Below are 21,284 nucleotides of genomic sequence, written 5' to 3' on the forward strand. Positions count from 1 at the left end.
TCAATTCAAATTATTTTTTAGCAGCTTCGATTGATTTCAATACTTCAGCTTTAGCAACTTCTGAACCTTCCCAACCTGTCAATTTAACCCATTTACCTGGTTCTAAATCTTTGTAGTGTTGGAAGAAATGTTCAATTTGGTTGATCAACAATGGAGGAAGATCTGTATATTCTTGAACATCTTTATAAAGTGGTGTTAATTTTTCATGCGGAACTGCAACAAGTTTCGCATCGATACCACCGTCATCTTCCATGTTCAATTTACCGACTGGACGGCAACGAATCACAGAACCATGAACCAATGGGTGTGGTGTTACAACCAATACGTCTAATGGGTCACCATCTTCAGATAATGTGTTTGGTACATAACCGTAGTTTGCTGGATAGAACATTGCAGTACCCATGAAACGGTCTACAAATAATGCATCAGAATCTTTATCTACTTCATATTTGATTGGAGATGCATTTGCAGGAATTTCAATAATTACATAGATGTCATTTGGTGCATCTTTACCCGCAGGGATATTGCTATAGCTCATAAGATACTCTTTTTCAGTGAAAGCCAATTTAAAATCGTGCTGATTATAACGCTAATTTAGCGAACTGGTGCAATTATACAATTTGCATGGTGCAATTGAATATGCCACACATTACATATTTTTTTAAATCATTCGAATAATTGTAATGAGTAAAAATATTGGACATGCCATCGACATAAACCAAATAATCGAACGTAAAGTCGATAAGTTTAATAAATAGCAAATACCATAAATGATTCTAAGCACAATATAAGCACTGCCCATCATCATGGTAAAGCCTTGCGGTACCACCATATATTCAGCCATCAAAATTGCCGCAATAAATAAAGGCAAGCTTTCAAAACTATTTTGCTGTACAGCATTGGCACGTGCCGACAAACCTGTTGTTTTTGCTAAAAATTCACGTGGATTTTGATTATCACTGCCTTTAAAACCACCTGTCACCTTAGCAATAATGGTAAAAATATAAGGCAATAAACAGGCGATTAGAATTAAATATATGATGCCATTTATCCCAGACATGAATTTATTCTCATGAAATTTACAAGTTGAATATCATAACACGTCAATGTTGTTATAATTTTCTCTAAGTATAGCGTTTTGCAAATATTGTGTAATGGAGAAATCATGCAGCCTTCTGATCAGCAAGACCTGTTGAATGTCTTAGAACAACAGCGTCAACAACTGCAACAAGTGGATCGTGTTTTAAAAATTGTGCTGCCGATTGCTGCGTTTTTACTTTGCGTAATTTGCGCCAATTTTAACTGGCAATCTACACTCGGCACCTTCGTTATGCTGCTTGTCGCTTTTTACGCGGTAGGTATTCTGAAGATGAACCTTTATCTTTGGTTTGCCATCATTACTTTATATTGCTTAGTCGATATTTATTTCAGTTATTCAGCCTTTCCTTCGTCTGCGATTGGCCGCCAACTCGGTACGATGCTCACTTTTACGGCTATTTTAGGTTACGGTCGTCCCTATATTGACCAATGGTATTTAAAAAGTCAGGGGAAAAATCAACCTTAACAAATAAAAAAAGCGCCAATATATGGCGCTTTTTTATAGCTTGAATTACTTACGCAAATCTTTACGTAAAATCTTACCGACATTTGATTTTGGCAATTCATCCATAAACTCAACATAACGTGGGCGTTTATAACCCGTTAAGTTTTCTTTGGCATAGGCTAAAACTTCTTCAGTGGTTAAAGACGGATCTTTTTTCACCACAAACAGTTTTGGCACTTCACCTGATTTCTCATCTTCCACCCCAATTGCAGCAACTTCCAAAACTTTCGGATGTTTTGCAATCACTTCTTCGATTTCAGATGGGTAAACATTAAAACCAGACACCAAAATCATGTCTTTTTTACGATCTACAATTTTAAAGAAACCACGTTCATTCATGATCCCGATATCGCCTGTACGGAAATAGCCGTCAGCAGTCATGACTTTTGCAGTTTCATCAGGACGGTTCCAATAGCCTTTCATCACTTGTGGACCACGAATCGAGATCTCACCTTGCTCACCTTGTGCCAAGTGATTACCGTCGTCATCTAAAATTGCGACATCAGTCAATGGTAAAGGAATACCAATCGTACCGCTAAATTCATCCGATGCAGGTGGATTTGCTGTTGCAACTGGAGATGTTTCAGATAAACCATATCCTTCGATAATGACCGTACCTGTGACTTTTTTCCATTCTTCAGCTGTTGAAGGTAGCACTGCCATACCACCGCCCATTGCCATTTTTAGTTTACTAAAATCAAGCTGACGGAATTCTTCATTATGCACCAACGCATTGAAGAGCGTATTCACCGCAGGAAAGAATCCTGGTTGATACTTACGTAACTCTTTCATCACAGCAGGCAGGTCACGTGGATTTGGAATCAAGATATTGGCTTGACCTTTGTACATGCCATACAGTGCACACACCATAAATGCAAAGATATGATACAACGGCAATGCACAGAAAATACGGTCATCTTTGGCACCATCGCCTTTACCAAATTTACTTTGGAAAATACCATCACATTGCAGCAAGTTAGCCACTAAGTTGCGATGTGTCAGTTCAGCACCTTTTGAAACGCCTGTGGTACCACCGGTATATTGCAATACCGCAGTATCGCTCAAAGTCATGGTTGGGCGTTTGTAGTTATTAGCACTGACTTTGGACATTGCGGCATTGAATTTAACATGACCCGGAATGTTCCAAGCAGGAATTTGTTTACGTACAGAACGTAAAACAAAGTTCACCAAGGTACCTTTTAATGTACCTAACATATCACCCACTGAAGCAACAATCACATGTTTAACGGGTGTTTTACCAATAATGCTTTGATAGACTGAAGCAAAGTTTTCAATGATCACAAGTGCTTCTGTACCCGAATCATTGAGCTGATGTTCAAGCTCACGTGCTGTATACAGTGGGTTGACGTTGACCAAAACTAACCCTGCTCTGAACACACCTAAAGCAACCACAGGATATTGCAGTACATTTGGCATCATCACTGCAACACGACTGCCCTTTGCTAAGCCTAAACTTTGAAGATATGTGGCAAACTTACGGCTAGCGAGTTCTAATTCACTAAAAGATAGCGTCTTATCCATAAAGATAAAGGCATCTCGTGAACCAAATTTTTGGAAATTACGCTCAAAAACATCAATAAGCGATGTATTTTCCTGTGGCAATTCTACAGTCTCAGGAATGCCTGTTTTTTGATATTCTGCGTACCAAATCTTTTCCATAATGCCATATTCTCCAATCAGTAATCCTTAGTTTTCAGCTGTTTTTCTCAACATTAAGCATATTTGTTTGGCTTGTTGCGCTTAATGTTGGCATCCATTTTCATAAATACAGATCATATATAACGTATTTTGAGCAATGGATGCTAGTTTTATCTTTGAATCAACAGTCTATTTGCTTTTTGATAAGTACGTGTTAAGAGTTGCCCCTTAGACGCGCGTTTACCAATGAACTGTAATAAATCATTGCCTTTTAGTTTTAATTGCTTCTGACCTGCAAGCAATTGAATTGTATCATCTAAGTTGAAAGTAAGTAGATCTAAAATTTGATCTTCACTTTCAAGTTGTATCAACTTATTTCCTTTACCTTTATTTAGAATTGGCAATTCTGACAACGCTATACACAGTAAACGGCCTGCTGAACTGAGTATAGCCAAATGCGTATGATTTTCAATCACTCTAAGTGGTAATGCTTTAGCATCATCAGAGAGCGTTAAGAAAGCTTTACCTGCTTTGGCATTGGTATCCAATTGTTTGGCTTGGGTTTTAAAACCGTAGCCCTTAGAACTAACAGCAAGGATTTCTTTGTCATCCTCCTCGACCAAGACCTGAACAAAGCTCACACCATTGGCTGGTGAAAGTTTTGAGCTCAGCGGTTCCCCCAAGCCACGTGCGGACGGCAAGCTATTGATTGCAAGTGCATAACTACGCCCTGTTTCATCTAAAATATAGACTTTTTGGTTGGACTTACCTTGCGCTGAACTAAGGTACTGATCGCCTGCACGGAAATTCAATTTTTCGACATCAATCTCATGACCTTTGGCAGAACGAATCCAACCTGCCTCTGATAATACCACCGTGACAGGATCAGCCGGCATCAAATCTTGTTCTTTAATCGCATGTGCTTCAGCACGTTGCACGATTGGGGAACGGCGATCATCACCAAACTTTTTCGCGTCTTCTTTCAGCTCAGAAATAATCAGATTTTTCAATGATTCAGGATTTTCTAATTGTTCGCGAATCACCGCAGCACGTGCTTCAAGCTCATCTTGTTCACGGCGCATTTCCATTTCTTCAAGTTTTGCTAAATGGCGTAACTTAAGTTCTAAAATGGCTTCTGCCTGAATTTCATCAATATTGAAGCGTGACATCAACACAGGTTTCGGTTGGTCTTCTTCTCGAATAATTTGAATCACTTCATCAATATTCAGATAAGCAATAATCAAACCACCGAGGATATGTAAACGCTTTTCAATTTTATTCAGATGATATTGCAGACGGCGTGTGACCGTTTGTTTACGAATTTCGATCCATTCCAATAATATTTTACGAATGGATTTCACTTGCGGACGACCATCAGCGCCGATCATGTTCATATTGACACGATAGCTCGACTCTAAGTCAGTCGTCGCAAATAAATGGCTCATCACTGCTTCAGCATCGATCCGATTTGATCGTAAAATAATCACGATTCGTGTCGGATTTTGATGATCAGACTCATCTCGTAAGTCACTGACCAAAGGCAATTTTTTCGCCTGCATTTGATCTGCAATCTGAGTAATGACTTTTGAACCTGAGACCTGATAAGGGAGCTCTGTGATCACAATTTCATTTTTTTCAATCGTGTAAATTGCACGCGTGCGATAGCTACCACGCCCTGTAATTTGTAATTTTAATAATTCTTCAGGTGGCGTAATAATTTCCGCTTTGGTCGGTAAGTCTGGTGCAGGAATGTATTCGGCAACTTTTTCATCGCTGATATTTGGATTACGAATTAAGGCAATCGTGCCTTTGACCACTTCTCGTAAATTATGCGGTGGAATGTCTGTCGCCATCCCGACTGCAATGCCTGTGGTACCATTTAACAAAATATTCGGTACACGTGCAGGCAAATGTACAGGTTCTTTCATCGAACCATCAAAGTTGTCTTGCCAGTCACAGGTGCCTTGCCCCAATTCAGACAATAGCACTTCACTATACTGTGAGAGTTTTGCTTCGGTATAACGCATTGCTGCAAAGGATTTAGGATCGTCAGGTGAACCCCAGTTACCTTGCCCTTCAATAAATGGGTAACGATAACTGAAGGGTTGCGCCATCAACACCATGGCTTCATAACAAGCCAAGTCACCATGTGGATGGTATTTACCCAACACATCGCCGACGGTACGTGCCGATTTTTTCGGCTTACCACTGTTTTTTAAGCCTAACTCGCTCATCGCATAGACAATACGGCGCTGTACAGGTTTTAAACCATCACTGATATGGGGCAATGCACGATCCATAATCACGTACATGGCATAGTTGAGGTAAGCTTGTTCGGTAAATTCTGCTACGGAACGGTTTTCTGTCGCATGATGCGCAAGGCTTGTCATAACAACCTTTAATCCTAAATAAATGCGTTCTAAAAATTTATATCTCTATGTTCTTATGCTAAGTCGCATACTGAGACGACACAAGGGGCAGTCTTGTAACTCTGCGACAATTTGCGTCTTTCACTAAATCTAGCGCTGTAAAATTATCCATTTTTAGTTCAATGGGCAACTGATTATTTTTATTTTGTTCATGACTTTCTCTGTCATAAAATCATTTTTCTTTGAATTTCAGAAAAGTAAATATGTAGTCATACAATTTTATTTTAACTGTGCAAGATCAAATGGAGGTGTATCCCCCATTTGATCTCTCCACATTAAGTCATCTTATAAACCAATCTCTTCTAAAGTCTTACCTTTGGTTTCTTCACCCAAAACCAAAATCACCGCAGCCACACCTAAAAGTACAGCCGTAAACATCATAAAGACCGCGCTAAAACCATTCGTTGCGACCATCATATGCGTGACGACTAAAGGCGCAACGATCCCCCCCATACGCCCAATCGCAGATGCCCAACCTGAACCAAAAGCACGAATATTGGTTGGGTACTGTTCAGGTGTATAAGTATAGAGAACGCCCCAAGCCCCCAAATTAAAGAATGACATCAAACAACCCCACAGCATAATCATACTAACTGAAGTGGCTTGCCCAAAGAAATAAGCCGACACTGCACACATGCCGATAAAGCCTGCTAACGTTGCTTTACGTCCTAACTTTTCCACCAACCAAGCAGCAGCCACATAACCCGGCAGTTGTGCCAAGATCATGCCCAACACATATTCAAATGACTGAACGATGCTATAGCCTTGTTTAACCAATAAACTCGGTAGCCATGTAAAAATGCCGTAGTAGGAAAATACAATACCGAACCAAATCAACCACAACATCAACGTGCGTTTCGCAAAAGGATTTGACCAAAGCTGTGAAAATGAAATGTTTTGTTTTTCTGCAACAGGTTTTACTTCTATAATTTCAATCACTTCAACGCCACATTCACGTTCAAGCTTTTGTACTAAGGCATGTGCTTCTTCGATTCGTCCACGATTGATCAAATACGGCACAGATTCAGGGACTTTTTTCAGAATCATAAATACATAAATTGCAGGTAAACCACCGATTAAAAAGGCAATGTGCCAACCATAATCAGGAATCACAAAATAGGAAATCAGTGCAGCAACGAGCCAACCTAAGCCCCAAAAACTTTCGAGTAAAACAATAAAACGACCACGCACCTGTGCAGGAATGTATTCACTGACCAAAGTCACAGCCACAGGCAACTGCCCACCCAAGCCAAGCCCAACAATAAAGCGAAACACCAATAACCATGTCAGGTTTGGCGCAACCGCACATAATGCCGTAGCAATGCTATAGGTCACTAAAGTAATCGCAAATACAGTACGACGCCCAATCCGATCTGCTAATCCACCTGAAAATACAGCACCAATTGCCATACCGACAAAACCAATCGACACCACCCAGCCTTTTTCCGAAGGTGTCATTTGCCACTCTTCTGCCATTTTGGTCAGGATAAACGAGATTAATCCTGTATCCATGGCATCGAACATCCAACCGAGTCCGATCACCCATAACAAGGTATAGTGAAATTTTCCAATCGGTAGGCGTTGTACGCGTGAAACTAAATCCATAAGAGTGCTCTACATGAATGATCTGTGTCGGTGAACGTTGGAGGTACTGCTTTCACAACAGGATTTATAATTGTCGTCATTATTATCAATCAAGATGCTGATCTGTTGCAAAGTCAGCACCGAATTTGAATCGATTTAAAAATTAAAACTTTTAAACAGTTTAATCAAGTTTCATCTTTAGAAGACGCAGATTGTTCATCATCATCTTTATAGATAAATTTCGGCATTTCCAAACCAAAGTAAATCGCAATACAACGCAGTGAAAAGCCAAAGATCAAAGTCGAAATCACAGTCACTTCCAATGACAAGCCAACATCCATACAGAACCAATAGAAGATCACGGCAACAAAAGAAATCGAGGCATAGAGTTCACGACGGAATACTAACGGTACGTCATTACACAGAATATCACGCAAAATACCACCCGAGACTCCTGTCAACACGCCTGCAACCGCAGACACCACAAAGCCATGTCCCATATCTAAAGCAATCTGACAACCAATAATGGTAAAGCCAATCAATCCCAATGCATCCAGCAACAGGAAAATGGAATGCAAATGTTTCATCCATTTGGCAATCAAAATCGTGACAAAGGCTGCACAACAGGTGAGCACCAAATATTCAGGATGCTTGACCCATGTCAATGGATAGTGCCCTAATAATACATCTCGCACTGAACCACCACCCAAAGCGGTTACGCAGGCGATCAGCACCACACCAAACCAGTCCATACTACGTCGACCTGCCGACAGTGCACCTGTCATAGCTTCAGCCGTGATTGCAATAATGTAGATGACTAACAACAACATTGCCCTTCTTCCACTGAGGGTTATCGATGCGCGCTATTCTAGAATAAATTGCATGAAAAGTTATAAAAATTCAGCACAACATTGCTTAAATTTTTTAGCTGAACCACAAATACATGGCTGTTTCATGGTGATTTGCTGATCTGTAGTTGGATCAAGAAAATACCAAGTCCCTTCATGTTTTACAAAATACGAAACTTCATGATGAATTTGTACCTTTTGGGCTTGATCATTGGCATCTGCATAGTGTGCTTTAAACTCAACTTGGGCATGGTTTTTACCCAGTTTTTCTTTGGCTTGGACCACGTCTAGTTTTAACCAAAGATTGGCTTTGCTCCACTCTGCAATGGCGTTAACATCTAAAGCTTGTTGTTGCCCTAGTGCAGTGGTTTTGACGATGTAATCAATCTCTTGCGTTGCAAATGCACTATAGCGTGAACGCATGAGTTGTTCTGCACTTTCGGCTTTTTTCTGTCCTAGATGTAAAGGCTGACAGCATTCACTATATAGAGGTGAACCACAGGGACAAGGGAGGTTGGACATAGAAAAGCTCAGGCATATTTATAAAAGAATTTTAGCAAAATTTCTGTTTTTTAGTAAAATTCACCAAGATATTTGACTAATAACCATTTATCAAAATGAATCAAATGCTCTCTAATAAATAATTCATAAATATTGTGCAAAATACCATAATATTAAACGATGATAATATAGCCCTTTTCACACAAAAGAAGATCTTATAAATGAAACTGATGATTCAAACTATTCTAATAATGTACTTATCTCTAAATGCACAAAATGTATTTGCAGAACAATGCCCACAAAACGATGAAAATAGAACAGCAGCGATTATCGATGGCTTAATCAAACTTGATTTAAAACTAACAAAAGAGTGTGCTGAAAAGGGAAATGTTCGTGCACAAAAAGATTTAGCAATCGCCTATGCATCGGGACGACTTGGAATCGCACAGGACCTAGATGAAGCATTGAAATGGGAAACCAAGGCGGCTTTACAAGGAGATCCTGAAGCCCAATATGATGTGGGACTATCTTATTCTGTCAGGGAGAACTACCAAAAAGCAATGGAATGGTACTTAAAAGCTTCTGAACAAAATTATGCTAAAGCACAGCTCTATATCGGTATGCTATACGCGTATGGGAACGGAGTCCCTCGTGATGTAGACAAAGCAATCTATTGGTATAGGAAAGCTGCCGAAAATGGAAGTATTTCTGCTCAGATGGTGATTGCCAATATTGATCAAAAGTAAATTTCTTCTATAGCTTATTTTATTGCTTTTGTTTTTAAATTGATTTCTGATTCAATCAACAATTTACATCATACACCTTATGCACAATGCACTGCATAGAACTCAATCCATGTGATGTATCTTGTTATTATTTTTAGGTGCTTAAGAATTTAGCAGATATTTTATAGATCTTGAGGACTTAAGCACCTTATTATTTTCATTTCCAAACCAATGCTGTTAAGACATTTTAAACTTAAACATCACATCAATTTTTCTGAAATAAATACACCTGAAAACTCGCAGTCAGACTGATCTTTTCAAGCTGCTCAAGCGCTTGGCGTTTTTCAGGCTTGGCTTTATAGGCATATGGGGTCATTGCAATTAAATTTTTTAATTGTGTCTGATCTAACTCAAATGTAGATTCTACAATCGGTTGCTCCACCAAAGTGAAATGTGCTTGTAACTGTTCCACAAACTTATGTGGATCATGGGCATTGACCTCATCAAATAAAGCTTCACGCATCGCATAGAGATGATTAGGTGCGGGCGTCACCACCATCAAATAACCTTCAGGTTTTAATACCCGCAAAATTTCTTCTTGTGGAATCGGACTAAATAAACTAGTACATAGGTCGATTGAATGATCCATTACAGGCAAAGTTGCGCCAGTACCCACAACCCAATCCACTTCTTTATTGAGTTTAGCTGCAACTTGAACTGCATTTTTGGCAATATCCACCCCTACACATTGCATGACTTCTTGCTGCATCGCATCCGTGTAATAGCCTTCACCACAACCAATATCAAGTAAGTTTTCAATACGTAAAGCACGAATCTTATTCACTACAGCTTGTTGTAGCGGTGCATAAAAGCCAGCACTTAAAAATGCACGACGGGCTTGAACAGACTCAGGTGTATCGCCCGGATTTTTGCTGTGTTTATGCTGAACCACATGCAAATTGACATAACCTTGCTTAGCAACATCATAGCTATGATTGTTGATACAGCGCCATGTGCGTTCAGTTAAGCTGAGTGCTTCACGGCACACGGGACACATCAACACATTCCTGATTTGTTTCAAAACCTTCTCCAAACTCATTTTAAAGCCATAAAAAAAAGTCGGCAGATGCCGACTCTCTTCAACAACTTTTGCTTAACGCAATTTTAAAGTCATTAGACCTAAAACTACCAGCATAATTGTAATAATCCAGAAACGGATCACGACTTGGGTTTCACGCCAGCCTTTTTTCTCATAATGGTGATGCAAAGGCGCCATTAAAAACACACGTTTATTCCGCATACGCAATGAGCCGATTTGTAGGAATACCGAAATTGCTTCTACGACAAATACACCACCCATGATGGCAAATACGATTTCTTGGCGAACCATAACCGCAATTGTACCAAGCATCGCACCGAGTGATAATGCGCCAACATCGCCCATAAACACCTGTGCAGGATGCGCGTTATACCAAAGGAAAGCCAAACCCGCACCAATCATTGCCGCACAGACAATCACAAGTTCTGAGGTATATTTTACATAAGGAATATGTAAATAATTGGCAAAACGAATATCACCTGCCAAGTAAGCAAATACACCCAAACCTGCCGCAACCAATACGATCGGCATGATCGCCAAACCATCTAAACCATCGGTTAGGTTGACTGCATTTGATCCACCATTAATCACTAAATAAGTGAAAATAATGAAGCCAATACCAAAAGGAATTGCAGACAAAGGAATACTGAGGTTTTTAAAAAATGGAATCAGTAGATCCAACATATTCGCTGCATGTACAGGATTTTCCTGTTGCGTTGAAATGATATACAACGCAATACCTGCACCTAATGAACCTACAGAAGTCCAGAAAAACTTTTTCTTTGCAGGTAGACCAGCATTGTCTTTATAACGTACTTTAATCCAGTCATCGGCCCAACCCACGGCACCAAAAATCACCATGACTGCCAACACAATCCAAACATAAGGATTGGATAAATCTGCCCAAAGTAAAGTACTAATCCCAATCGACAAAAGAATTAAAATCCCGCCCATGGTCGGTGTACCCATTTTCTTCGCATGATTTTCTGGTGCAAAAGAACTGACTGCTTGACCATATTTTAAGGCTTGCAATTTACGAATCATGACAGGACCTAAAGCCCAACCGATTGCGAGTGCCGTTAAGACACTGAGCAAAGCACGTAGCGACAAGTAGCGTACTACTTGAAATGAGTTTTCATAACCCGCTAGATGCTGAAACAACCAAAACAGCATTAAACTTTCTCCATCAAATCAGCCATCAACGTTTCCATATGGGTATAACGAGAACCTTTAAACAGGAAACTCATGGACTGTGGTTGATGCGTTTCAATTAAACTCATTAAAAGGGGTAATGCTTGCGCTTGTGTTAAAAACGCCTGCAATTTTTTACCATATTGCGTGCTTCTTGCACCCTCTTGGATTGCAGGTGAAAACTCACCCACTGCAACCACAAAGTTAATTCCTTTAACCGAAACAAGATCACGCCCCAACATATAATGCTGTTGTGCAGCAGTATTACCCAGCTCGCCAATATCCCCAATCACCATCACTTTGATGCCTTCTTGCTGTGCTAAGACCTCAGCCGCAGCACGCATCGAAGTTGGGTTGGCATTATAGGTGTCATCAATAAACAAATAATTGTCTTTTTGAATAAAATTTAGACGACCTTTAGCCCCTTGCGCTTGCTCAAGACCCATAACAATATCATCTAAAGCGATGCCAATCGCTAAAGCAAAAGCAGTTGCTGCTTCAGCATTGTGTACATTATGCTCACCCGCAAAAGGCAAATTCACTGTTCGTGTGCCCTGAGGCGTATTGAGCGTAAAGATTGCCGATTGTGGTTGTAATTGCACATCTGTTGCAAAAACTTCACCGCCCTGACCAAAGCTAAGCACCTGTTCAGTTTTTACAGCTTGGCGAATGGCATCGCTAAAATCATCCTGAGCAGGGACAATCGAAGTGCCTACTGAATCGATATGCGCATAAATTTCAGACTTGGCACGGCAAATACCATCACGCCCACCAAACTCACCCAAATGTGCAGTACCGATATTTAAAATCCCTGCCACATGCGGTTGCACAAGCTTCGAGGTATAATCAATTTCACCCTGATGGCTAGCACCGAGTTCCATCACAGCATACTGATGCTCAGCACGAAGCTCTAAAAGCATCATCGGTACGCCTAGATCATTATTTAAATTACCACGGGTAATCAGAGTCGGTGCTAGACGTGAAAGAATGCTGCCCAACATTTCTTTGGTAGTGGTTTTACCACTACTCCCTGTTAACGCAATCACTTTTAACTGTGGATATTGAGCACGGCGGAATGCACCTAAATGCCCCAAAGCTAAGCGTGTATCTGCAACCACAAGCTGACAAATATCGGCATCAACAGGTTGACTGACAATGGCAACCTGACAACCATTTTTTGCCACTTGTGCCACAAAGTTGTGTGCATCAAAACGCTCACCTTTAAGCGCAAGAAATGCATCACCCGATTCAGCATGACGTGAATCTGTCAAAATACGTTTTATTTCACCTTGAGGTGCTTTGTCTAAATACCAATAACCTTGAGTCGCTTCAGCAAGCTCAGCTGCTGACCATGGCTCTAAAGGCACAGTACTGGTGGTCGAGGTGTGCATCTCTATTCCTACTGAGCTGGAGAATTTGTTTTATGACGGTGCATATCTACTGCAGACTGCACCTCAACGACATCATCAAACCAATGACGGACGCCATCAATTTCCTGATAGTCTTCATGCCCTTTTCCTGCAATCACAACAATATCGCCTGATTGGGCATGTTTTACCGCATATTTAATCGCTTCACGACGATCATGGATTTCATAAACATCATGCTGACTGAAGTCAACATCACGTTTCATATCTGCAAAAATTTGTTCAGGATCTTCAGTACGCGGATTGTCTGATGTAATGATAATCGGATTGGCTTGTTCCAAAGCTGCCTTGGTCATCAATGGACGTTTGCCACGATCACGATCACCACCACAACCAAACACAGCCCATAACTGATTTTCAACATGGCGTTTCAGTGTCTTTAACACCTGTGTCAATGCATCAGGCGTATGTGCATAATCCACGACAAACAAACGATCTTCATCACGAATCACCTGCATACGTCCTGGTGCACCTTTTAACTGAGGGACCAATGCAATGAGATCTGCCAAGTCATAACCTGCCTGTTCAGCCATAATCAGACTCGCAAGCAAATTTTCAATATTAAAATGCCCAAGCAAAGGACTATTAACGGTAAATTCACCTTTTTCAGTTTTTAAATGAAAACTTGCGCCTTCCAAACTGTATTGAATCCCAAAGACTTGATAATCTGCGGCTTTCGAGGTGGAATAAGTCAACACTTTCGGATGTGATTGATTGCTACTCGCTGCATCCAACATCACGTCTGCATGTGCATCATCCACATTGATGATCGCCACTTTTAAACTTGGAAATTTAAACAAACGGGACTTGGCTTCAGCATATGCTTCAAGCGTACCGTGATAATCTAAATGATCACGACTTAAGTTACTATAAGCAGCGATTTCAATATCAACACCATTCAAACGCCCTTGCTCTAAACCATGGGAACTCGCTTCTAAAGACACAAATTCCGCACCGTTTGCAGCAAATTGATGCAGTGAATTTTGCATTTGCAACGCATCTAAAGTGGTATGCGAAGAGGCTTCAAGATTCGGTAAAATCCCGTTCCCTGTGGTGCCCATCACAGCGCATTTTTTGCCTTTGAGCATCAACAGCTCAGCAACCAAACGAGAAATCGTGGTTTTACCATTGGTCCCTGTTACAGCCAATACACGTGCAGCACCTACGGGTTGAGTCGCTGCTAAATATTGTTTTTGCCATTGCCCCATATGCTGGCGCACATCAGGAAACGTCCAACTATTTTCAAGTGTAAGATCATTCTCACTGATCACTGCCAAAGCACCTTTATCTAGTGCAGACTGAGCAAATTGTAAGGTTTTTTCAGGTTGTGAAAAGCTATTCAGGGCAATAAAAATTTGCCCTGCGCTTATAGCTCGACTATCTAAACAAAAGCCTTGAAATGGTGTGACCATCCAAGTTGGGGGATTGTCGACGGGATAAATGTCTTGAAAATGGATCGTCATCATTCACCTATTTGGATGGATTTACAGAATCGAGAGGTTTATCAAGGGGTACGTTCATTAAACGTAAAGATTCTTGCATGATTTTTGCAAAAACAGGGGCAGCAACCAAACCACCATAATATTGCCCACGTGGATTTTCCACGACCACAATAATGGCTAAACGTGGGTCGCTAATCGGGGCAACACCCGCAAATAGCGCACGATACTCGGTATTCGAATACCCTTTATGGTCAGGACGCAGTTTATGTGCTGTCCCTGTTTTACCCCCAACACGATAACCGGGAATATTGGCTTGCCGAGCGGTACCACCTGGCATGGTCACTTGCTCAAGCATCAACAGCACATCATCGGCAATTTTAGGTTCTAAAACCTGTTTGCCTTTTGGCTGATCTTGCAGTTTATATAGGCTAAGTGGATATTCCACTCCATGATTGGCTAACATGGCATAGCCTTGTGCTAACTGTAAAATCGTCGCGTTCAAACCATAACCATAGGCCATCGTACCGATTTGCGAAGAATTCAGTTTATTTGGCGGTAAAACCAGACCACTACTTTCGCCTGGGAACTTCACCGCAGAACGCTCACCAAAACCGACTTTACGGAAGAAACTTGGCAAAGCCTCTTTTGGTAAAGATAAAGCAATTTTAGCAGAACCCACGTTGGAAGATTTGATAATCACACCTGTGACTGTCAATGCACCATAGTTATGCGTATCACGAATCGTATGTGAACCCAAACGCATTGAACCAGGGCTGGTATTTACAATAGAATTTGGCGTGTATTTACCACTTTCCAAACCTGCTGCAACGGTAAATGGTTTCATGGTTGAACCAGGTTCAAACATGTCAATCGCCCCACGGTTACGCATGGCATCTTTGTTTTTTAAACCATTTTTATCATTTGGATTATAAGATGGCCAACTCCCCATGGCTAAAATTTCACCCGTTTTTACATCCACTGCAATCGCAGATGCAGAGCGAGCACTATTCGCCACACCTACCGCCGTCAACTCACGGTACATAATATATTGCAAACGTGAGTCAATACTGAGCGTAATATTTTCACCAGGCGTGACTTCTTTAACCACTTCAGGAATTGTGATGCGATTACCATGTTTATCACGGGAAATTCTTTGCTCGCCATCTTCACCTGCCAAACGGGTATTGAGCTGCATTTCCAAGCCCTCAATCCCTGTACCCTCACTATTGGTCAAACCAATAATCTGCGCATTGGGCTGCGGTTGTGGATAATAACGTTTATAGGTTTTTTCCGAATACACACCCGCAAATTTACGCTGTGTAATCAAATCTGCTTGCGGCGGTGGCACTTCTTTTTTCAGTACCAAATAACGTGAACGTGGACGCTCAGCTAATTTTTTCTTTAAATCCGCACGATCAATACCCACTGCATCAGCAAGTTCATCTAAATTTAAATTTTCATCAGGTAATTGACGTTTTAATTTACGACTGTCTGGTGTTTTTTTCAGCTCTTCAGTAACTTTGTCAAACTGTGCTTTGGTTTCAAAATATTCACGTGGATCAATCACCACTTTCATGATTGGCGTACTGATGGCCAAAGGTACACCATGACGATCACTAATCACACCACGCATCGCTTTGAGTTTTTCTGTTCTTAAAATATTAGCGTTGGCTTTATTTTGTAAAAAGTCTTTATTAATCACTTGCACGTAAAAAGCACGCCCAACCAACATGATAAAACACAGGAGCACTACGCCCCACATCAAATAATAACGCCACATATCCACAGCAACAGAAGACTTAGCGGAAATAGGCTGCTGTTTTTTTCGTGGTTGACGTGTTGCTTTGTTTTGCTGATCTGCCATACAACGTGCCTATTTTTTTTGCTCAGTTTCAGACGGTAATGAAATCACAACGGTTTGCGCTGCGGGTGGAGAATACATACGAAGTTGCGTCACTGCACGTGTACCAATCTGTGCAGTTGCACCAAAAGTTTGTTGTTCGATCAACAAACGTCCCCACTCTGCATTAATGGTTTCTCTTTCACGCATATAGCTATTCAATTCGCGGAAATCATGACGATAAGCAAAAACTTGCAGCACCACCATAAAGGCACTACCTAGTACCAATACTAACAAAAAAGCGTAATACACTACTTTTTTTATTGCTTGTCGATTTGTCCGCTCTTCTATAATTTCTTCTTTCATTCTGCGCCTTTAGGTTCTAAGCGTTCTGCGACACGAAGCCAAGCACTCCGTGAACGTGGATTTTCTTTCACTTCTGCTTCACTTGCACGTACACGATCAATTTTTTTCAAACGACGTGTATCGCTGATTTTTTGTGGTAATCCCCAACCATTATCTTCTGCTAAGGTCGATTCTTTTTGTATGAATTGTTTAATAATTCGATCTTCTAAAGAATGAAAACTAATAACAGCTAAACGCCCATGTGCTTTTAATACCTCTACCGCTTGAGGCAAAAATGTATGCACATCATCTAATTCTTTATTAATTTCAATACGAATCGCCTGAAAAGTACGGGTTGCAGCATGTTTATTTTTTTCCCATTTTGGATGTGCAACTTTTACAATTTCCGCCAATTGTGCTGTGGTTTCAATATAACCTGCTTGTTTAATAGCTTTGGCAATGCGGCGACTATAACGCTCTTCGCCATACTGAAAAATCACATTTGCCAAATGTTCCTCATCCACCTCAACCAACCATTCAGCCGCAGTTTGACCTTGCGAATTGTCCATTCGCATATCTAAAGGGCCATCTTTCATAAAGCTAAAACCACGCTCTGCTTGATCTAGCTGAGGTGAAGATACGCCTAAATCTGCCATCACACCATCAACTTGTTCAATACCACGCTGATTCAATTCTTGTTGTAAGTCCGCAAAACTGGCGTGAATAATTTTAAAACGTGAATCTTCTTGCTCAAGTTCAGCTCCCACCGCCAAAGCTTGAGGGTCTTTATCAAAGGCAAAAACTTGTGAATTTTCATCTAATTTAGACAGTAATAATCGGGTATGACCACCACGTCCAAAAGTCCCATCAATATAAATTCCTGTATCTCGGTCAGCAAGGAGCGCATCAACAGTTTCATGTAGCAATACAGAAATATGGGACATAAGTTTAGGTTCAATTCAGTCAGAAAATGTAACTGCACATTATTACCTTGTTTTTGCAAAGCTCCAAACGTCTTTTTGTAGGAAAATATTACTTTCGATGGGGAAAACCGTTTATTTAAGTAAAAGTAGAGTTGTTTTCAGACTTTTTAGAAATGATTATATGTAAATGAGTACCTCAGTGATGCACATGCCATATCTTCAAGCTACGGGTACAAATAATAAGGTCTAAACCTTAAAGAGCATTTAGGCTCTATTGCTCATTATGCTACACAATAAAAAAAGCCAATCTTATTTGATTGGCTTTCGGATACTAGGACACAAAAAATTAACGGTGGTGTTTCAAAAAGTATGCTGAAACAAAGCAGGTTGAATTTTGATAAAATAGAGAAATGCGAATAACTCTAGAAATCAAATGTCCAACCTGCCTCAGTGACAGTATAAAGAAAAATGGCATCAAAGTAGATGGGAAACAAAACTATCAGTGCAAAGACTGTAAACGTCAGTTTATTGGTGACCATGCTCTGAGCTATCTAGGATGTCATTCAGGCATTACTCGAAAAATATTACAGTTGATGGTCAGAGGTAGTGGTATACGAGATATCGCTGAAGTTGAGCGAATCAGTATCGGTAAAGTTTTACGTACTTTAACCGAATCGACCTACCAAATTCAGCCTAAACAAAGTCATTATGAGTCTCTTGAAGTTGATGAGTTTTGGACTTTTGTGGGAAATAAAAATAATAAACAATGGCTTATTTACGCCTACCATCGAGAAACAGGTGAGATTGTTGCTTATGTTTGGGGTAAAAGAGACTTAGCTACAGTTCAACGATTGAAGGCAAAGCTTAAACAATTAGGTATTCACTACACCCGAATTGCAAGTGATCATTGGGACAGTTTCATAACTGCTTTTAAAAACTGCAAGCAAAGTATTGGTAAATTTTTTACTGTAGGTATTGAAGGTAATAATTGCAAAATAAGGCATCGAATTAGGCGCGGTTTTAGAAGGAGTTGTAATTTTTCAAAAAAGATTGAAAACCATTTTAAAGCTTTCGACTTAACCTTTTTTTACATCAATAATGGCTTCATTTAATGTCAGCATACTTTTTGAAACACCACCAAATTAACGTTTGTCATTATAAATTTGATCAAACACACCGCCATTTACAAAGTGGGTTTGTTGCGCTTTAGGCCAACCACCAAAGACTTCATCAATCGTGAACGTTTTTAAAGCAGGGAATTGTTTTGCATACTTCGCTAAAATTTTCTCATTCCGTGGACGATAGAAATGACGTGCTGCCATGTCTTGACCTAATGGAGAATACAAATAGTTAATATAGCCTGTTGCTAACCATTTATTCCCGTTTTTCGCCACGGTCTTATCTACAATCGCAACAGAAGGCTCAGTCAAAATCGACATTGATGGATAAACAATATCAAACTTATTACCCAACGTTTTTTTACTGATCATGGCTTCATTTTCCCAAGTCAGTAAAACATCCCCAATGCCACGCTCAGCAAAAGTCGTCATAGACGCACGTGCAGCAGGGTCCATTACCTTGACATTATGGTACATTTTTGAAACAAAATCACGTGCCTTAGCATCATTACCACCTGGCTGTTTCAGTGCATAACCCCATGCAGATAAATAGATCCAACGGGGTAAACCACCTGTTTTTGGATTAGGGGTAATGATCTGTACACCTGGTTTAGTCAAGTCTGTCCAATCTTTAATATGTTTTGGATTACCTTTACGCACCATAAAAACAATCGTTGAAGTATAAGGCGCAGAGTTATACGGAAATTCTTTCTGCCAACCTTTATCAATCTGACCTGATTTTACAATTTCTTCAATATCATTCGCCAAAGCAAGTGTGACCACATCACCTTTTAAACCGTCCACAACTGAACGTGCTTGCTTGCCCGAACCACCATGTGATTGTTTAAAATTTACGGTATGCCCTGTACGATTCTTCCAATATGTGCCAAACGATTGATTAAATTCATCGTAGAACTCACGAGTTGCATCATAAGAAACATTTAAAAATTGACGATCAGCAGCTTGCGCTACATTTGAAGTCACCGCTACACCTGCTGCAAGCAATGCAACATGTAGCCATGTTTTCACTTGAATTTTCATGACATTTCAGCACTAAAATCTTGAATTGTGCTAAATATATGAAATAAGCAGATAAACCGCAATTTAATAATTTTCTTGTGGGTCTCAAAACCATATCAAAATAAATCGTTAATTATTTGTTTCTCTTTATAAAAATGATAAAACAATCTACTTATTTATATTTTATAGATTTTTTAGCATTGCTTATACAAAAAAGAGAATATGAAATTCTCTTTTTGCTACAGAGATGCAAATCATTCTGTTTTATTTTTCAGCGGAAATTTGGTCATAGATCGCCCCATTCACAAAATGAGTTTGCTGTGCTTTTGCCCAACCACCAAATACATCATTAATGGTAAATAATTTAATTTTTGGAAATTTAGCAGCATATTTAGCAGCAGCTTTAGCATCACGAGGGCGGAAATGATATTTAGCTGCCAACTCCTGCCCTTGAGGAGAATACAAGTAATTTAAATAACCTTTGGCTAAATTACGATTACCATCTTTATCCACATTTTTATCAACAATTGCCACCGAAGGCTCAGCTAAAATTGAGATAGATGGATAAATAATTTGATACTTGTCTTTATCAGGACCTGAAGTTGCCAAGATTGCTTCATTTTCCCAAGACAACAGCACATCCCCTATGCCACGTTCAGCAAAAGTAGTTAATGAACCTCGCGCCCCTGAATCTAATACTTTGACGTTTTTATACAGCTTTTTAACCAACTCACGTGCCTTAGCATCATTCCCACCAGGTTGTTTGAGTGCATACCCCCACGCAGAGAGATAAATCCAACGTGGTGCTCCCCCTGTTTTCGGATTTGGTGTGACGATTTCAACACCTGGTTTGATTAAATCGTTCCAATCTTTAATGTTCTTAGGATTACCTTTACGTACCAAAAAAACTACTGTTGAAGTATAAGGTGCCGAATTATTTGGAAATTCTTTTTGCCAATCTTTTTGTATCAGACCCGCTTTCACAATTTCATCAATGTCATTTGCCAAAGCCAGCGTCACTACATCAGCTTGCAAGCCATCAATCACAGAACGTGCTTGTTTACCTGATCCCCCATGCGACTGTTTAAAATCAATATCCTGCCCTGTTTTCGACTTCCAATACTGTCCAAAATTTTTATTGTATTCTTGGTAAAACTCTCGTGTAGGATCATAAGAAACATTTAAAAACTCTCTTGCCGCATATGTTGCACTATTGAGTCCTAATAAACCCAAAAGACTAACCCATATCATTTTTTTCATTGCAATTCACACTTATTTTTTATATTAAAAACACATTATTTGTTATTTTTTTATTTTACAATCAAATGCTTATAATTTTTAATCAAGCTTATATCTACATTTTAGATATCATTTAAATATAGATACTTATCTCAAAATATGTATTTTGATTATTTTAATGAAAATGTATACTTCTTCACAATAACTACACATTTCTTTGCTAATAATATGCCGCTCTTACAATTAGACGCATTTTTTGGCACACACTGTCAAAAAAAGTCAATTTTGTAA

19 protein-coding genes are annotated in these 21,284 nt (G+C 39.8%); 3 read left to right on the forward strand and 16 right to left on the reverse strand.

The window, feature by feature from the left end; genetic code table 11:
• Nucleotides 1–10: 10 nt before the first annotated feature.
• Both ppa and G0028_RS17480 read right to left on the reverse strand, forming a co-directional pair.
• The gene (gene ppa, locus G0028_RS17475) at nt 11–538 is read right to left on the reverse strand and encodes an inorganic diphosphatase (RefSeq protein ID WP_065993797.1); all 528 of its coding nucleotides are present in this window, start codon (nt 536–538) and stop codon (nt 11–13) included.
• 123 nt (nt 539–661) lie between these two features.
• Nucleotides 662–1,060, reverse strand: coding sequence for an MAPEG family protein (locus tag G0028_RS17480; protein ID WP_130072271.1), 399 nt, complete (start codon nt 1,058–1,060; stop codon nt 662–664).
• 105 nt (nt 1,061–1,165) lie between these two features.
• Here G0028_RS17480 and G0028_RS17485 point away from each other — a divergent pair, with 105 nt between their 5' ends.
• Nucleotides 1,166–1,564: a hypothetical protein gene (locus tag G0028_RS17485; RefSeq protein WP_130072272.1), complete on the forward strand. Its 399-nt coding sequence runs from the start codon at nt 1,166–1,168 to the stop codon at nt 1,562–1,564.
• Nucleotides 1,565–1,609: 45 nt separating this feature from the next.
• On the opposite strand, the gene G0028_RS17490 is transcribed toward G0028_RS17485, so the two are convergent.
• From G0028_RS17490 to G0028_RS17510, 5 genes are all read right to left on the reverse strand, one after another.
• Nucleotides 1,610–3,283 (reverse strand): AMP-binding protein, encoded by a 1,674-nt coding sequence (locus tag G0028_RS17490; protein WP_180046481.1) that lies wholly within the window; start codon nt 3,281–3,283, stop codon nt 1,610–1,612.
• Between the two features lie 149 nt (nt 3,284–3,432).
• Complete coding sequence (parC, locus tag G0028_RS17495; protein ID WP_180046483.1) at nt 3,433–5,652, reverse strand: DNA topoisomerase IV subunit A; 2,220 nt, start codon at nt 5,650–5,652, stop codon at nt 3,433–3,435.
• Between the two features lie 324 nt (nt 5,653–5,976).
• Nucleotides 5,977–7,296 carry an MFS transporter gene (locus tag G0028_RS17500; protein ID WP_180046485.1) on the reverse strand — a complete coding sequence of 440 codons (1,320 nt, stop codon included), beginning with the start codon at nt 7,294–7,296 and terminating at the stop codon, nt 5,977–5,979.
• Nucleotides 7,297–7,460: 164 nt separating this feature from the next.
• On the reverse strand, nt 7,461–8,105 hold the full coding sequence (locus G0028_RS17505; RefSeq protein ID WP_130072277.1) for a trimeric intracellular cation channel family protein: 645 nt from the start codon (nt 8,103–8,105) through the stop codon (nt 7,461–7,463).
• A gap of 60 nt (nt 8,106–8,165) precedes the next feature.
• A complete protein-coding gene (locus tag G0028_RS17510) occupies nt 8,166–8,645 on the reverse strand; it encodes a YchJ family protein (RefSeq protein ID WP_180046487.1) in 480 nt (159 codons plus the stop codon).
• 200 nt (nt 8,646–8,845) lie between these two features.
• On the opposite strand from G0028_RS17510, the gene G0028_RS17515 reads away from it, so the two are divergent.
• Complete coding sequence (locus tag G0028_RS17515) at nt 8,846–9,370, forward strand: tetratricopeptide repeat protein (protein WP_180046489.1); 525 nt, start codon at nt 8,846–8,848, stop codon at nt 9,368–9,370.
• A gap of 244 nt (nt 9,371–9,614) precedes the next feature.
• On the opposite strand, the gene G0028_RS17520 is transcribed toward G0028_RS17515, so the two are convergent.
• The 7 genes from G0028_RS17520 to rsmH form a co-directional block, all read right to left on the reverse strand.
• Entirely contained in the window at nt 9,615–10,406 is a 792-nt protein-coding gene (locus G0028_RS17520) for a putative RNA methyltransferase (RefSeq protein ID WP_180046501.1), read from the reverse strand.
• Between the two features lie 96 nt (nt 10,407–10,502).
• On the reverse strand, nt 10,503–11,621 hold the full coding sequence (gene mraY / locus G0028_RS17525; RefSeq protein ID WP_130072280.1) for a phospho-N-acetylmuramoyl-pentapeptide-transferase: 1,119 nt from the start codon (nt 11,619–11,621) through the stop codon (nt 10,503–10,505).
• Nucleotides 11,621–13,030 carry a UDP-N-acetylmuramoyl-tripeptide--D-alanyl-D-alanine ligase gene (locus tag G0028_RS17530; protein ID WP_180046491.1) on the reverse strand — a complete coding sequence of 470 codons (1,410 nt, stop codon included), beginning with the start codon at nt 13,028–13,030 and terminating at the stop codon, nt 11,621–11,623. Before G0028_RS17530 ends, mraY begins: the two co-directional genes overlap by 1 nt.
• Nucleotides 13,031–13,038: 8 nt before the next feature.
• The gene (locus G0028_RS17535; protein ID WP_180046493.1) at nt 13,039–14,529 is read right to left on the reverse strand and encodes a UDP-N-acetylmuramoyl-L-alanyl-D-glutamate--2,6-diaminopimelate ligase; all 1,491 of its coding nucleotides are present in this window, start codon (nt 14,527–14,529) and stop codon (nt 13,039–13,041) included.
• A 7-nt stretch (nt 14,530–14,536) separates the two neighbouring features.
• Entirely contained in the window at nt 14,537–16,372 is a 1,836-nt protein-coding gene (ftsI, locus tag G0028_RS17540; protein ID WP_180046495.1) for a penicillin-binding protein PBP3, read from the reverse strand.
• Nucleotides 16,373–16,381: 9 nt separating this feature from the next.
• Nucleotides 16,382–16,714 (reverse strand): cell division protein FtsL, encoded by a 333-nt coding sequence (gene ftsL, locus G0028_RS17545; RefSeq protein ID WP_130072284.1) that lies wholly within the window; start codon nt 16,712–16,714, stop codon nt 16,382–16,384.
• Nucleotides 16,711–17,637 (reverse strand): 16S rRNA (cytosine(1402)-N(4))-methyltransferase RsmH, encoded by a 927-nt coding sequence (gene rsmH / locus G0028_RS17550; RefSeq protein ID WP_180046497.1) that lies wholly within the window; start codon nt 17,635–17,637, stop codon nt 16,711–16,713. The genes ftsL and rsmH overlap by 4 nt, the downstream gene beginning before the upstream one ends.
• Before the next feature lie 389 nt (nt 17,638–18,026).
• On the opposite strand from rsmH, the gene G0028_RS17555 reads away from it, so the two are divergent.
• Nucleotides 18,027–18,728 (forward strand): IS1-like element ISPa14 family transposase, encoded by a 702-nt coding sequence (locus G0028_RS17555; RefSeq protein WP_015586042.1) that lies wholly within the window; start codon nt 18,027–18,029, stop codon nt 18,726–18,728.
• 30 nt (nt 18,729–18,758) lie between these two features.
• Here the strand turns inward: G0028_RS17555 and G0028_RS17560 are convergent, their stop codons facing one another.
• Both G0028_RS17560 and G0028_RS17565 read right to left on the reverse strand, forming a co-directional pair.
• Nucleotides 18,759–19,775, reverse strand: a complete 1,017-nt coding sequence (locus tag G0028_RS17560) for a sulfate ABC transporter substrate-binding protein (RefSeq protein WP_130072286.1) — start codon at nt 19,773–19,775, stop codon at nt 18,759–18,761.
• Between the two features lie 243 nt (nt 19,776–20,018).
• Nucleotides 20,019–21,014, reverse strand: a complete 996-nt coding sequence (locus G0028_RS17565; protein ID WP_174493886.1) for a sulfate ABC transporter substrate-binding protein — start codon at nt 21,012–21,014, stop codon at nt 20,019–20,021.
• Nucleotides 21,015–21,284 lie beyond the last annotated feature (270 nt).

The organism is Acinetobacter piscicola, assembly GCF_015218165.1.
Classification (GTDB): Bacteria; Pseudomonadota; Gammaproteobacteria; order Pseudomonadales; family Moraxellaceae; genus Acinetobacter; species Acinetobacter piscicola_A.